At 57.1% G+C, this 12,856-nt stretch carries 13 protein-coding genes and 1 pseudogene; 10 read left to right on the forward strand and 4 right to left on the reverse strand.

Annotated features, from left to right (window positions below):
• The first annotated feature begins 103 nt into the window (after positions 1-103).
• The 5 genes and pseudogenes from PM3016_RS03665 to PM3016_RS03685 all read left to right on the forward strand — a co-directional run bounded on the left by PM3016_RS03665 (position 104) and on the right by PM3016_RS03685 (position 2,562).
• Positions 104-526, forward strand: coding sequence for a DMT family transporter (locus PM3016_RS03665; protein ID WP_013914537.1), 423 nt, complete (start codon positions 104-106; stop codon positions 524-526).
• 14 nt (positions 527-540) lie between these two features.
• Positions 541-1,244: pseudogene (locus PM3016_RS03670) on the forward strand (Crp/Fnr family transcriptional regulator).
• A gap of 12 nt (positions 1,245-1,256) precedes the next feature.
• Positions 1,257-1,724: a DMT family transporter gene (locus PM3016_RS03675; protein WP_014368454.1), complete on the forward strand. Its 468-nt coding sequence runs from the start codon at positions 1,257-1,259 to the stop codon at positions 1,722-1,724.
• 82 nt (positions 1,725-1,806) lie between these two features.
• Positions 1,807-2,214 (forward strand): GNAT family N-acetyltransferase, encoded by a 408-nt coding sequence (locus PM3016_RS03680; protein ID WP_238540432.1) that lies wholly within the window; start codon positions 1,807-1,809, stop codon positions 2,212-2,214.
• Between the two features lie 36 nt (positions 2,215-2,250).
• Positions 2,251-2,562, forward strand: a complete 312-nt coding sequence (locus PM3016_RS03685; protein ID WP_014368456.1) for a hypothetical protein — start codon at positions 2,251-2,253, stop codon at positions 2,560-2,562.
• 103 nt (positions 2,563-2,665) lie between these two features.
• Here PM3016_RS03685 and PM3016_RS03690 read toward each other — a convergent pair whose 3' ends face one another.
• Together PM3016_RS03690 and PM3016_RS03695 are read right to left on the reverse strand one after the other, a co-directional pair.
• Positions 2,666-3,943 (reverse strand): sensor histidine kinase, encoded by a 1,278-nt coding sequence (locus PM3016_RS03690; protein WP_014368457.1) that lies wholly within the window; start codon positions 3,941-3,943, stop codon positions 2,666-2,668.
• Positions 3,933-4,619 carry a response regulator transcription factor gene (locus tag PM3016_RS03695; RefSeq protein WP_013914543.1) on the reverse strand — a complete coding sequence of 229 codons (687 nt, stop codon included), beginning with the start codon at positions 4,617-4,619 and terminating at the stop codon, positions 3,933-3,935. Before PM3016_RS03695 ends, PM3016_RS03690 begins: the two co-directional genes overlap by 11 nt.
• A gap of 183 nt (positions 4,620-4,802) precedes the next feature.
• Between PM3016_RS03695 and PM3016_RS03700 the strand changes: the two genes are divergently transcribed.
• From PM3016_RS03700 to PM3016_RS03710, 3 genes are read left to right on the forward strand one after another with little or no spacing between them, the layout of a single operon-like run.
• Positions 4,803-5,543, forward strand: a complete 741-nt coding sequence (locus tag PM3016_RS03700; protein ID WP_014368458.1) for a polyphosphate polymerase domain-containing protein — start codon at positions 4,803-4,805, stop codon at positions 5,541-5,543.
• The gene (locus tag PM3016_RS03705; RefSeq protein ID WP_014368459.1) at positions 5,536-6,219 is read left to right on the forward strand and encodes a DUF4956 domain-containing protein; all 684 of its coding nucleotides are present in this window, start codon (positions 5,536-5,538) and stop codon (positions 6,217-6,219) included. The genes PM3016_RS03700 and PM3016_RS03705 overlap by 8 nt, the downstream gene beginning before the upstream one ends.
• A gap of 22 nt (positions 6,220-6,241) precedes the next feature.
• On the forward strand, positions 6,242-8,158 hold the full coding sequence (locus PM3016_RS03710) for a carbohydrate-binding domain-containing protein (protein ID WP_014368460.1): 1,917 nt from the start codon (positions 6,242-6,244) through the stop codon (positions 8,156-8,158).
• A gap of 165 nt (positions 8,159-8,323) precedes the next feature.
• On the opposite strand, the gene PM3016_RS03715 is transcribed toward PM3016_RS03710, so the two are convergent.
• The gene (locus PM3016_RS03715) at positions 8,324-8,845 is read right to left on the reverse strand and encodes a GNAT family N-acetyltransferase (protein WP_014368461.1); all 522 of its coding nucleotides are present in this window, start codon (positions 8,843-8,845) and stop codon (positions 8,324-8,326) included.
• 326 nt (positions 8,846-9,171) lie between these two features.
• Here PM3016_RS03715 and PM3016_RS03720 point away from each other — a divergent pair, with 326 nt between their 5' ends.
• Positions 9,172-9,486, forward strand: coding sequence for a hypothetical protein (locus tag PM3016_RS03720; RefSeq protein WP_013914548.1), 315 nt, complete (start codon positions 9,172-9,174; stop codon positions 9,484-9,486).
• 397 nt (positions 9,487-9,883) lie between these two features.
• The gene (locus tag PM3016_RS03725) at positions 9,884-10,840 is read left to right on the forward strand and encodes a GDSL-type esterase/lipase family protein (protein WP_013914551.1); all 957 of its coding nucleotides are present in this window, start codon (positions 9,884-9,886) and stop codon (positions 10,838-10,840) included.
• A gap of 274 nt (positions 10,841-11,114) precedes the next feature.
• Here the strand turns inward: PM3016_RS03725 and PM3016_RS03730 are convergent, their stop codons facing one another.
• The gene (locus PM3016_RS03730; protein ID WP_014368462.1) at positions 11,115-12,557 is read right to left on the reverse strand and encodes a sugar porter family MFS transporter; all 1,443 of its coding nucleotides are present in this window, start codon (positions 12,555-12,557) and stop codon (positions 11,115-11,117) included.
• Between the last annotated feature and the right edge of the window lie 299 nt (positions 12,558-12,856).

Genomic DNA, 12,856 nt, shown 5'->3' on the forward strand with positions numbered 1-12,856 from the left:
GTGCGGGCGGCTTTTTTTGCATAAGGACATATGTCCTATCCCTGCGGCCGAAAAGCAACGTTTAATAAAGGTATGGATTTGCGTAGGGAAGAGGAGGAAGATCATGAAAGGCATTATATTTGCGTGTCTGGCCGGGGCATTCATCACCCTGCAGGGAGTGGCCAATGCAAGGATCGGTGAAGCGCTCGGCACGTGGCAGGCGGCTGCGCTGACACAGGGTACCGGTTTTGTAGTCGCGGTGATGATTCTCCTGATGGTCAAGGACCGTTCGTGGAAGAACTTCAGAAAGGTGAAGCCGGTGTATTTGTTCGGAGGCGCGTTCGCGGCACTCGTGATTTTTAGCAATATCACATCGATGAACAGAGTCGGCGCTACCTTGACGGTCTCCGGCGTGCTGATCGCCCAAATTAGTATAACGCTACTCATGGAGCGCAAAGGCTGGTTCGGACCGGACAAGCCTGAGATCAGGCTCTCCCATCTCGCCGGCATCGGCATGATGATTCTGGGCGTAGTCCTGCTGGCATAGGAGGAGAACCGGGGATGAGAGAACTGCAAGAGAGAGACAAGCTGCAAGGCTACCTGGCGGAATTCAGGCTGGAGGGGTCTTTCCGGAACCGCTCCATGAGCATCTGGCCCTCTACCGATTCGAGCCCGGAGAGCCGATTTGTTCCCAAGGGGAGAAGGCTGATCATTTATTCGTGCTCGTTCACGGCAAAATCAAGGTCCACACCACTACCCCTGAAGGGAACACGCTTATCATTTCCTTCAAAACGCCGCTGGAGGTCATTGGGGATATTGAATATATCCGCGGCGGAGTGAACATGAACACGGTAACGGCCGTGACTCCGGTGGAGATGATCGGTGTCCGCCACCACTGGCTGCAGAAGTACGGGAAGGAAGTTCGGCTGCTGCAATTTTTGCTTGAAATCATTACGAACAAATTCTATATGAAATCCGTCACGATGAGCTTTAACCTGATGCATCCGGTGGAGGTCCGGCTGGCCAGCTACCTGCTGTCCGTCTCTTATGAGAACGGCGGCGCGGAAGGGCCTTATCCCGGGGAGCTCAGCGCCGAAAGCTTGAAGGATATGGCGGGCTTCATCGGCACCAGCTACCGGCATCTTCACCGGGTGATTCAGCGGTTCTGTGCCGAGGGGCTTCTCGAACGCAACCGGGGGACGCTGATCGTCAAGGACAGAGCCGGGTTGAAAGCGGTCGCCGGCTATAATATATATGAACCCTAGGGGGAGTAAGTCATGCTCATAGGCATCATTCTTGCACTCGCGGCGGGAGCGCTGGTCGGGGTGCAGAATATGTTCAACAATAAAGTGAACCAGGCGTCAGGCGGCTGGTCAACCACGGCTCTGGTGCTCGGAATGGGCTTTGCCGCATCACTAGTTATGGGCCTCGTGTTCGAGGGGACGGAGCTCTTCACCGTACAGCCCATGCAAACCTGGTTCTGGTTCAGCGGCATCCTTGGCGTAGGGGTCGTTACCTGTCTGGTGCAGGGGGTTAGACGGCTCGGAGCGACCTTGGCCACCGCGATCGCCATGGCCTCTCAGCTCATCTGCGCTTTATGGTGGGATTCGCTCGGCTGGTTCGGTCTGGAGCAAGTGCCGTTTACCATGCAAAAAGGGCTCGGCGCCCTTCTGTTAATCGGCGGTGTCCTTGTCTTCAAATTCGGCGGCGTGTCCAGGGCCAAAGAAACCTCCGAAGCGGTGTGAGGGCTCAAGGGCTCCAAAACATGGTATAATGAGTACACCGATTACCCCGGAGGACAGTCTCGCAGACGGAGCTGATGAATTGGTGAACATACAACCCATAAGGAAAGAACAGGCATGGCAGCTGCGCCATGAGGTCATGTGGCCTGACAAGGACTACGACTATGTGAAGCTCGCGGATGACGACGAAGGAGCTCACTATGGTCTGTTTGAAGGAGCGGAGCTCCTCTCGGTGGTGTCGCTCTTTGTCCGCGGAGGAGAAGCGCAGTTCCGGAAGTTTGCGACATCCGCTTCTCGTCAGAAGATGGGCTATGGGAGCAGGCTCCTGACCCATGTGCTCGGCGAAGCGGAGCGTGCAGGCGTGAAGCGGATTTACTGCAATGCCAGGGTCGAGAAGGCTGGTTTCTATGAAAAATTCGGACTTTCCCCAACAGAGGACACCTTCACGAAAAGCGGCAAAACGTATGTGGTGATGGAACGGTACTTCGGGTAAGCAGCCAAGTCAGGAGCAACCAGAACGGAGGTTATCATGAGTCAGCTTTACCGGATTACAAGAGCGTTTCAGGAGAATGGGGAGTCGGAGGCGCCCGAGATCTCCCTGGAGGAGTGCAAGGCGTACTTCGCTTCGAAGCCGGATTTTACGTATACCACGGTATTCACGGTGAAGGGTCAAACCACGATGTCCATTGAAGGGGAATTCTTCATGTGGAGCTTCGGTGAGGCCCAGATTCCGTTCCGTCATTTCCAGGGGGATATCTATGTCTCCGGCACGAACAAAGCGGTGATCCCCATCATGATGGAGGTCGCTGGTGATTTAAGGGCGGATGTAGCCGAAGCGTAACCGCCCTCCTGTCTCACGTGATGCACATGCAACAGCTCAAACCCACATCTGCCGGCAGATGTGGGTTTTTGGGTTTTTCTTATAAAGCTGTAGGGCTGCAAGCTCACGAGGACAGCGGCAGCTCGACGTAGAACGCCACTTCCTGCTCCTTCCCGTTCTTGGCGTAGATGCTGCCCTTGTGCTTATCCACGATGGTCTTGGCAATCGCGAGTCCCAGGCCATACCCTCCCTGGCTGCGGGCCCGGGACGGATCGGTACGGTAGAACCGGTCGAAGATCCGCCCGAGGTGCTCCGGCGGGATAGGGTCGCCTGTATTGGTCACCTTCAGCACGATGTGCTGGTGGCGCTTCTTCAGCGTGATCCCGACCGCCCCGCGGGGATGGGTATACTTCAGCGCATTGTCGAGCAGGATCATGACCACCTGCTTGAACTGCTCGATGCTGCCGCGGGCGGTCAGGCCCGGTTCGATCTCGTAGGAGAGCCGGATGTCGCGCTCGAAGATGACCGCTTCCATCGTAAGCACCACCTGCTCGACCGCTTCGCTGGCCTCGAAGGGCACCGACAGCACCTCCGTACCGGCCTGATCGATCTGAGCCAGATAGAGCAGGTCGTTCGTCAGCTTCGCCATGCGCTCGGATTCCGATTTGATATAGGTGACCCACCTCGACTGATTGCGGATCGTATCGTCCGGATGAGCAAGCAGCACGTCCACATTGGTATTAATGACGGTAAGCGGCGTTTTCAGCTCGTGCGAAGCGTCCGCAATGAACTGCTTCTGCTTGTCGAACGCCTCCTGTACCGGCTCGATCGAACGGTCGGCGAAGTAGCGGCTGATGAAGAAGATGATGACCAGCATGATTGCGGCAACAAGCAGGAAGGCATACACCAGATTCGTCAGGAAGGCCATCTGGGAGGTGATGTCGAGATACGAAATCGTATAGCCTCCTCCCGGCATCGGCTGAAGGGCATAGGCCCAGCGGGCATCGTTCAGGGTGAACTTGCCCTGCGGCTTGCCATCGGCCAGAGCCGCCGCGGCGAGCCCTCCTGATAATTCGTCCGTCAGCTCGAGGCGGGAAATCACGGATTGAACCGTACCCTCGGCATCCGTAACGAGCGAGAAGGAGTTGGAGCGCCCGAAAGCGGGCTTGCCCCCGTTATTGTCCCCCATTTCGAACGAACGGGGGCCGCCGGGACCGGACTTCGGACCTTCGTTCCCGGCGGCCTTGCGTGCCAGCTCCACTTCCCGGCGCAGCTCCTGGTCGGTCCCGCGGCTTGTATTTTGATACATGATGGCATAAATACAGGCGAATGCGATCAGCAGCATCACGGAGATCGTGACCATATTCAGCAGCAGAAACTTATTGCGGAGCTTACGAAACATCCCCCTTCACCTCCAGTACATAGCCTACGCCGCGGATCGTGCTGATCCCCACGTTCGACTGCAGATGAACGAGCTTTTTCCTCAAAAAAGAAATGTAAACCTCCACATTGTTATGCTCCGCTTCGGAATCAAAGCCCCACAGCTTCTCAATGATCAGTTCTTTGGGCGTCACCGCCTGTTTCCTTGTCATCAGGAGCTGCAGCAGCTCGCTCTCCTTCAGGATCAGCTTGATTTCCTTGCCCCCGCAGGTGAGCTTCAATGTAGACGTATTGAGCTCAATATCGCCGTAACGCAGGGCGTGGTCCGCGACCACTTCCCCTTTGCGCCGGAGCGCCGCCCGGATGCGGGCCAGCAGTTCCTCCGTCACGAACGGCTTTGCAATATAATCATCCGCCCCATAATCGAGCCCGGAGACCTTGTCCGCCGTCTCTCCCCTGGCGGTTAGCAGGATCACCGGTGTGGCCATGCCTTCCCTGCGGATCGTCTGCAGGATCGTCAGGCCGCTCATGCCGGGAAGCATGATATCGAGCAGCAGCAGATCATAGATCCCGCTCTGGGCGTAATCCAGGCCGGAGGTGCCGTCATGGACCACATCCACGGAATAATGATGCTTCCGCAGGATCTGCGCGAGGGCTTCCGCCAGATGGGCTTCATCTTCCACGATCAGGATTCTCATGGTGTTCTTCCTTTCTCGTGCCGCCGGAACTTAAGCAGCAGTAGTAGTAGGAACAGTATAGCACCCCGAACCTTAAAGAAACCTGAAATCTCCGTTTAAGGTTCGTTAAAGGTTCGCGCCCTAAGATAAAGCCATCCGATACAGAAGAACACAAAGACAAGATGACAGAAGGGGGCAGCGAGAATGGCTATTGAGGTGTTCAACCGCTACGAGAACAAGTATCTGCTTGATGAAACGGGCTTTCGCCGGATTCATGACCGGCTTCTGGAGTATATGGAGCTTGATGAATATAACCGCAAGCATACCTTTTACTCTATCAGTAATATTTACTTCGACACGAAGGACCATGCCCTGATCCGGCATTCGATATCGAAGCCCAAGTACAAGGAGAAGCTGAGGCTGCGCGCATACGGGGTTCCTGAACCAGGGGCCAAGGTATACCTGGAGCTGAAGAAGAAGGTGCACGGACTCGTGAACAAAAGAAGAACGGCGCTGCGGACGGACGAGGCTTATGATTTTGTCCGTACAGGGGTTAAGCCTGAGCTTGCAAGCTATATGAACAAGCAGGTGCTCAGCGAGATCGAGTACTTCGTGGGGCGGTATGCGCTGGAGCCTAAGGTGTATCTGGCCTACGACCGGATCGCGATGTTCAGCAAGGAAAGCCGGGATCTGCGGGTGACCTTCGACTGCAATATCCGGTCGAGGCGGCATGATCTGATGCTGGAGAGCGGAGACCACGGGGAGCCGCTGCTCGAAGACGGACGGTGGCTCATGGAAGTGAAGGCGGAGAAGACGGTTCCGGTCTGGCTTGCCAGACTGCTGTCGGAGCACCGGATGTTCCGGACGAGTTTCTCGAAGTATGGCAGTGAATATATCAAAATGCGAACAGGGCAGCAGCCGGGAGGAGAACGAGCATATGCTTGACACATTATTTGCAGCAGCGACAACGGATAACACACTTACATTTACCCACGCGATACTTACGATTGTAGTCTCATTCCTGCTTGGGGGCGTCATTTCCCTGACTTATATGAAAACGAGCAAGCAGGCGCATTCACAGAATTTTGCGCTGACGATGATTCTGATTCCTTCGATTATCGCCATCATCATCCTGCTCATCGGCAACAACGTGGCCCGGGCCTTCAGCCTCGCCGGAGCCTTCTCGATCATCCGCTTCCGGAGCGCGCCCGGCGATCCGAAGGATATCTCTTATGTCCTCTTCACCATGGCAACGGGTCTGGCCTGCGGCGTCGGGATGTTCGGCTATGCGGTCCTCTTCACCCTCATTCTGTGTGTGCTGATGATCGTGCTTCACAAGATCAAATTCGGCGAGAAGCGCAGCGATCAGAAGCTGCTCAAGATTACCGTGCCTGAAGACCTCGGATATGAGGAAGTGTTCGAGGAAGTGTTCCGCCAGTTCAATGTGGTCCACGATCTCAAGAAAGTCAAAACAACCGAGCTGGGCAGCCTTTTCGAACTGGTATATGCCATCACGCTCCGTCCGGGCACCAGCCAGAAGGAATTGATCGATGCGCTGCGGTGCCGCAACGGGAATTTGAATATTACGTTGTCCATGAGTCCTGAGACAACAGACTATTAAACCTACGGAGGATTGATCTCATATGAAAAACAAACATGTAAAGCAAATCGTTATGCTCGCACTCTTGGCCGCGGTGGCCCTGCCGGCCTGTCAGAGCCTGACACCGGCTCAAACGGCCGCATCGACTGAATCGGCAGCCTCCCAGACAGGCGCTGCGGCAGCTTCGACCGCCGCGGCAGCGGCCACGGCGCCGGCTGCGGTGACGCCGGTGGAATACAGCGACAATGACCTGTACAGCGACTGGAAGAGCGCGAATCCGAACTATATCGAGCTCAGCGCGGAAGGCGCCAGCATCAAGGGGACGGGAGCCGAGGTGAAGGACCGTACCGTCACCATCACCGCGGGAGGCACCTATGTGCTCAGCGGCGTCTGGGAGCAGGGGCAGATCGTGGTGAATGCTTCGAAGGAGGATAAGGTCCGGATCGTTCTGAACGGCGTCCAGATTCACAGCAAGACCTCTTCGGCGATCCAGGTCATGCAGGCGGACAAAACCGTCATTACCGTTCAGGAAGGCACGGCGAATGCCGTCTCCGACGGGACGCAGTATGCAGCGGTCGATGATTCGGGTGAACCGAATGCGGCGATCTTCAGCAAGGACGATCTGACCTTCAACGGCAGCGGGACCCTGACCGTCCAGGGGAATTATAACAACGGGATTACGAGCAAGGACGATCTGAAAATCACCGGGGGCACGATTAAGGTTACCGCGGTTGACGACGGAGTCCAGGGCAAGGATCTTGTGGCCGTCAAGGAGGGCACCCTCACGATCGAAGCCGCGGGAGACGGCATCAAAGCAACCAACGATACGGATGCTTCCAAAGGGTTCGTCAGCATAGAGACGGGTACCTTCTCGATTCAGGCGGGCAAGGATGGCATTCAAGCGGAGACCGCCGTCCAGGTGAACGGAGGCACGTTCACGATCTCCTCCGGCGGGGGCAGTGCGAATGCTCCGGCGAAGGCCAAAGAAGAGATGGGCGGCATGCGGAGCGCTCCGGCAGCAGCGGCATCGACATCGGCCGGGACAACTGCGGCAGCCGAAGAAACGGAAAGCGGCAAAGCGATCAAAGCCGGCAGCCTGATCTCCATTGCCGGCGGGACGATCCGGATCGATTCGGCGGATGACGCCGTACACAGCAATAACAGCGTCACGATAGCGGGAGGCGAGCTCTCGATCACGTCCGGAGACGACGGCATTCATGCGGATGCGAGCACGGTAATCAGCGGCGGGAAGACGGTCATCACGAAGAGCTATGAAGGGATCGAGGGCTCGGCGGTGACCATCTCCGGAGGGGAAACGCAGGTGACGGCAAGCGATGACGGCATCAATGTGGCCGGCGGGGCGGACGGCTCGGCGACGAACCGTCCGGGACAGAACAGCTTCAGCTCCACGGGCTCGGGCAATCTGCTCACTATTGCGGGCGGCACTGTACGGGTGGACTCTGCAGGTGACGGACTGGATGCCAACGGTTCGATCCAGATGTCGGGCGGTACGGTCTATGTCAGCGGCCCGTCGGCGAACGGCAACGGCGCACTGGATTATGACGGCTCCTTCGACTATACCGGCGGCCTGCTGGCAGCGGCGGGAAGCTCCGGCATGGCACAGGCTCCATCCGATCAGTCCACTGCTTATTCCACCCTCATGACGTACTCGCAGGCCCAGCCGGCCGGCACGGTAGTCGAACTGAAGGATAAGGATGGCAAGGTCGTTGCCAGCTTCACATCGGAGAAGAGCTTCCAGGCGATTGTCCTGGGCTCGCCGGACCTTCGGAAGGACGGGACGTATGCGATCTATACCGGCGGAGCCAAGACGGTGGAATTCACTATTGCCAATCCGACGACATGGCTCAATGAGTCCGGAGTGACGACGGCAAGAACCGGCGGCCCGGGCAGAATGGGCGGCGGCGGCAGCCGCGTGCGTCCTGAAGCGGGTACGCCTTAAGCAGAAGCGGGAGGACAGGCGATGCACATGTATTACAAATAAATTCTTATATTTGAACAGGACCTGCAGGCATGCTGCATTAACAGCATACCTGCAGGTTTTTGGCCGTTGTCCGCCGGCACAAGGACAGGACAAGACAGGGCGCGGCGGAATGGTGCGGTGTGACTAGGATTCCCTGCGAAGGTCCAGACGCCAGTCGCTGCAGCGCATAAAGGTGCCGGGCGGGTACTCGAAGGAGCATTCACCGGCCAGGGAGAAGCCGAGCTTCCGGCAGATGGCGTTCGATGCCGGATTATCGACGGAGGGGAATGCGTGAAGAACCTGCACCTTGGGGTGCTCTACGGCGATGGCGATCGCTGCGGCACCTGCCGCGGTGGCAATGCCTCTGCCCTGATAGGGAGGGAGGATGCCCCAGCCCATCTCCCAGACGGTCTCCTCGTTCCAGACCCGTTCCCAGTAACCGATGTTCCCGACGGCTTCCCGCTCCGGCAGCAGGACGATGCGGAACATCCGGCCGATTCCTTTCTCCTCAAGTCCAAGATAACGCTTGTGGCGGCTCAGGAGCTGCTCTTCCCTCTCCGTTCCCCCCAGGTGGTCAAGCATCTCGGGGATATTCATGTGATGGAGCAGATCCAGATCGGTATCGCTCCAGGGTTCAATCCCGACCTTTACTTCCGTACGAGTCATGTGCTTCTCATCCCTCCTTGGGGTAGTTCATCCAAGAACATTTGTTCCTTTTGATAGTATACTTCCTTTGCATGAAGATGTCTTGTGCTCTATATCGCACGTCCGCCGTTTTGGATTTAATCCCCCGGGGGAAAAATGGATTAGGTAAGATTCCAAATTTAAGGTAAGATAGTAGTTATGGTCCAGGGCATAATATAGAAAGGGAAGTACCGGTTGGTGTTTCATGCAGGAGTGGCCCAAATCGCCAGGAGGATTTGGTTTTTTAACTACAGTTCAAGGGACGGCTTCCGCTCTTTACGGCTGCCGGGAAAGAGGGCGAAGAGAGAATGAATATTCATCTGAATTTTACGAACAAAGGGCAGGCGGCTATCGCCAATTTCAACAACGATGAACTGCTCGAGATTTTCAGACGGTACATGAACACGCTGACAAAGAAGTATGCTGTGGATGTAAAGGTTCCTTCGGAAACGAACCAGAGCATTGTGGAGGACGGTGTATTGAAGGTCGAGCTTTCGAATATCGACTGCAATGTGGATGCCTTCTTCCGGGAGCTTGGGACGGATATCAAGGTTCCGCTGAAGAAGCGGATTGGTGAAGGCAAGCTCGATAATGTATTCAAGGCGGTTCAGGCCAAAGCCTGAGGACGGGTTACACAAGATTGCGGGTTCAACCCAGGGCGTCTCTTTGCGATAAGGGCAGAGAGACGCTCTTTTTTGTGGCTGAGAACGGTCCCGCAGGGGGATGCAGCGGGGCAGGGGAGGAGCTGGCAGACCGGATGCAGATAGGCCGGTGTACGGCTGCCTGGGAACCGCTGCGGACCGGCCGGACCGCAGGCTTGGAGTAGGAAGGCTGTGCAGCAAAGGGATGCAGCCAAGCACCCTCCGGGCAGCGCCGGGAAGCTGTGCAGGAACCTCTCCGCGAGAGGCGGTTTTTGTCGCAGGGTCCCGAATTTAGGAACATCAGGGGATGGACAGGTCTTCCCCCCGAGGTATAAGATTGAGTTATAACCATACATATAGACAGCAAGGAGATTCGGATATGAAGAAAATCAGTCTCATTGCAGCAGGCATACTGTTGTTCACGGCCGGTGTGGCCAGCGGTTCGAGTATCAACGGAGATTATAAAGGCAACCCGATCGTGAAGCTGACGGTCAACGGGAAGGAAGTCGTCAGCGAGATTCCGGCGCAGATTATCGATGGAACGACAATGCTGCCGCTGCGGGCCATCTCGGAAGCGCTGGGCGCGGAGCAGTCGAAGATCTCGTGGAAGCCGGGCACGTACGCGGTGGATCTGCTGGTCCGTACGCCGGATATCCCTGAAGCGCTCGACCAGCAGATCGGATCGCTCTATCAGCATTCCAAGGACCTGTTCCAGGAACGCAAGGCAAGCAAGGGCAAGGTGGTCTTCGGCACCCTGGGCAGCAGCGTAACGGTGGGAGCAGGCTCTACCGGACCGACGAAGACATGGTCTTATGCGGTGTTCGACAAGTTCAACAAAGATATCGCTGCGGGTTCGACCCGATATGAGAATACAGGGTTCGGCGGTTATACCACCGCACTGCTCCTTAAGGAGAACAAAGCTGATGTGATTGCGAAGCAGAAGCTGGACTTCCTCCTCTTCGAAACATGCCTCATCAACGATTACGGATCCCATATTCCGATCGAGCAGACCAAGAGCAACATCCGCGAGATCGTCAAGCAGATTCAGACGAAGAGCCCGAACACCCGCATTGTGCTCACCTCGGCGAACCCGATCAAGAAAACGGCGCCGAACGGCCAGGGGCTGACGTACGAGGACTATGTCAACCAGGTGGGCGCGTTCATTCAGGACAACGGCTGGACGTACTTCGATATCTACCATCCGTTCGTTGAGGAGATTCAGAAACAAGGGCTTGCACTCGATGACCTGCTTTCGGACGAGGCGCATCCGAATGACAAGGGCTATGCGATCTGGGGCAATATTCTGCTCGATTATGTATACGGCAAGCGCTCGTAAGCAGATGGAACCGCGGCGCTTGTAAACGGAAAGAACGCCTTCGTTCGGGTTAACGAAGGCGTTCTTTTTGCTGCGGCTGGAGCATGGGACGGGTGAACATTTAGCGTTAGCGGCCCATCGGGGCGTATCACCGATTACGCTATTCATTTTTATACGAAGATCAAAGACTGCCTTCGAGATTTCGATAGGCGCTCTTTGTTGGATAAGAACGAAACAAGGGCGGCCCTGGGGGCGCCCTTGTTTGTATTGTGCCGCAGGATCGACGCGGTCTGCCCTACTTCACGGCCCACATCGACTCGATCTCTTCGAGCGACTTGCCCTTCGTCTCCGGGATGGAACGCCAGGTGAAGATCACTGTAATCAGCGACATCAGGGCGAACAGCCAGAAGGTCAGTGCCGGGCCGGCCGAAGCGAGCAGCGGCGGGAAGGAGTGGGACACGACATAGTCCGCCACCCACAGCGCCATCGTACCGATCGCCATGGCTCTGCCGCGGATGCGGCTCGGGAAAATCTCGGAGAGCACGACCCAGAGGACGGCACCCAGCGAGACGGCGAAGGAAGCGACATAGAGCAGGATGAAGATGAGGACGAGCGGTCCGGACGTTTGGCCGGTGTGGAAGGCGAGACCGATGACCGTCAGGCAGACGGTCATCGAAGCGGAGCCGATGAGCAGCAGCGCTTTGCGGCCGACCTTATCGACCAGCCACAGGGACAGAATCGTGAAGACCAGATTGACGAAACCGATCAGGATGGTCTGCAGCAGGGAGGCATCCGTGCCGGTGCCGGCTTCCTTGAAGATGATCGGAGCGTAGTACATGATCGCGTTGATCCCGGTAATCTGCTGCAGGACCGCGAGAATCACGCCGATGAGCAGAGCCGCTCTGGCGCCGGGCATGAACAGCTGTCCGAAGGAGCCGGATTCTTCCTTGGAGGAAGCCTTGATCGCGAGCACCTCTTTGCGGGCCAGTTCTTCGCCGTGGATCTTGAGCAGGGTCGCCAGCGCTTCCTGCGGACGGCCCTGCTTGATCAGCCAGCGGGGGCTTTCGGGCACGAAGAACAGGAGGATGAAGAACAGCAGGCCGGGAACGGCGCCTGCACCGAACATCCAGCGCCATGCCGTGGAGACGTCCCAGGCATCATCGCCCTGGCCGGCGATCCAGGAGTTCACGAAGTAGACCAGGAAAATCCCCGTGACGATGGCGAGCTGATTCAGTGCGACCAGACGGCCGCGGTACTTCGCCGGGGCAATCTCTGCGTTGTAAAGAGGGCAGAGCGCCGAGGTGATGCCGATCCCGACCCCGCCGATGATACGGGCGAGAATATACCCGTTGAACGTATCGGGCAGCGCCGAACCGACCGTGCCTCCGATGAAGAGGAGGGAGGCGGCGATGAGCACTTTCTTGCGGCCGAACTTGTCGCCGAGCGAGCCGGAGAAGGCCGACCCTGCGATGCAGCCGATGATGATGCTGGAGACGGCCCAGCCGAGCTGCGCCTGGCTGAGGTCGAAGCGCTGCTCGAGGAAGCCGAGCGCCCCGGAGACGACGGCGGTATCGAAGCCGAACAGCACGCCTCCTAGCGCGGCGACGATCGAGACCAGCGTGACGAACAGCATGTTGGGTTTTTCCGCTGTCTGCTCGAGAGGGAGCGGTTCGCCGTTCTTGGGTTGAGTCTGTTCTTCTATCTGACCTTCCGTTTCTTGTTGAATGACAAGGGACAAGATGATCCTCTCCTTTCCATGATTTCCATGGGATTGCGAAGCTTGTGAGAGGATTATATCACCGGTGGGAGCGGCGCTGGGCGGCAACCGTCTGCACTAATCCGTGGTCTTCCTTCACATAATTGTCCAGGGCAGAACCGGACCCGCCGGAGGGGAGCGACTAGCACAAACTTAACCCCCGCAGCACAAAAAAGTCCATGCCGGAAGGCGTGGACCGACTGGAAGTACGTGTAAGGGAAGTGGAGTGGGAGGGGCGGTACGAGCTCGAAGCGTCGAAAGTGAAGCGCCCCGGGTGAAAA

The organism is Paenibacillus mucilaginosus 3016, from assembly GCF_000250655.1.
GTDB classification, from domain to species: Bacteria; Bacillota; Bacilli; order Paenibacillales; family NBRC-103111; genus Paenibacillus_G; species Paenibacillus_G mucilaginosus.

What these genes read in the sequence shown, in the direction of transcription:
- PM3016_RS03700 (WP_014368458.1), top strand. Translation starts at nt 4,803, where the DNA reads ATGGCTATTGAGGTGTTCAACCGCTACGAGAACAAGTATCTGCTTGAT.
- PM3016_RS03705 (WP_014368459.1), top strand. Translation starts at nt 5,536, where the DNA reads ATGCTTGACACATTATTTGCAGCAGCGACAACGGATAACACACTTACA.
- PM3016_RS03710 (WP_014368460.1), top strand. Translation starts at nt 6,242, where the DNA reads ATGAAAAACAAACATGTAAAGCAAATCGTTATGCTCGCACTCTTGGCC.
- PM3016_RS03720 (WP_013914548.1), top strand. Translation starts at nt 9,172, where the DNA reads ATGAATATTCATCTGAATTTTACGAACAAAGGGCAGGCGGCTATCGCC.
- PM3016_RS03675 (WP_014368454.1), top strand. Translation starts at nt 1,257, where the DNA reads ATGCTCATAGGCATCATTCTTGCACTCGCGGCGGGAGCGCTGGTCGGG.
- PM3016_RS03725 (WP_013914551.1), top strand. Translation starts at nt 9,884, where the DNA reads ATGAAGAAAATCAGTCTCATTGCAGCAGGCATACTGTTGTTCACGGCC.
- PM3016_RS03690 (WP_014368457.1), bottom strand. Translation starts at nt 3,943, where the DNA reads ATGTTTCGTAAGCTCCGCAATAAGTTTCTGCTGCTGAATATGGTCACG.
- PM3016_RS03665 (WP_013914537.1), top strand. Translation starts at nt 104, where the DNA reads ATGAAAGGCATTATATTTGCGTGTCTGGCCGGGGCATTCATCACCCTG.
- PM3016_RS03695 (WP_013914543.1), bottom strand. Translation starts at nt 4,619, where the DNA reads ATGAGAATCCTGATCGTGGAAGATGAAGCCCATCTGGCGGAAGCCCTC.
- PM3016_RS03715 (WP_014368461.1), bottom strand. Translation starts at nt 8,845, where the DNA reads ATGACTCGTACGGAAGTAAAGGTCGGGATTGAACCCTGGAGCGATACC.
- PM3016_RS03685 (WP_014368456.1), top strand. Translation starts at nt 2,251, where the DNA reads ATGAGTCAGCTTTACCGGATTACAAGAGCGTTTCAGGAGAATGGGGAG.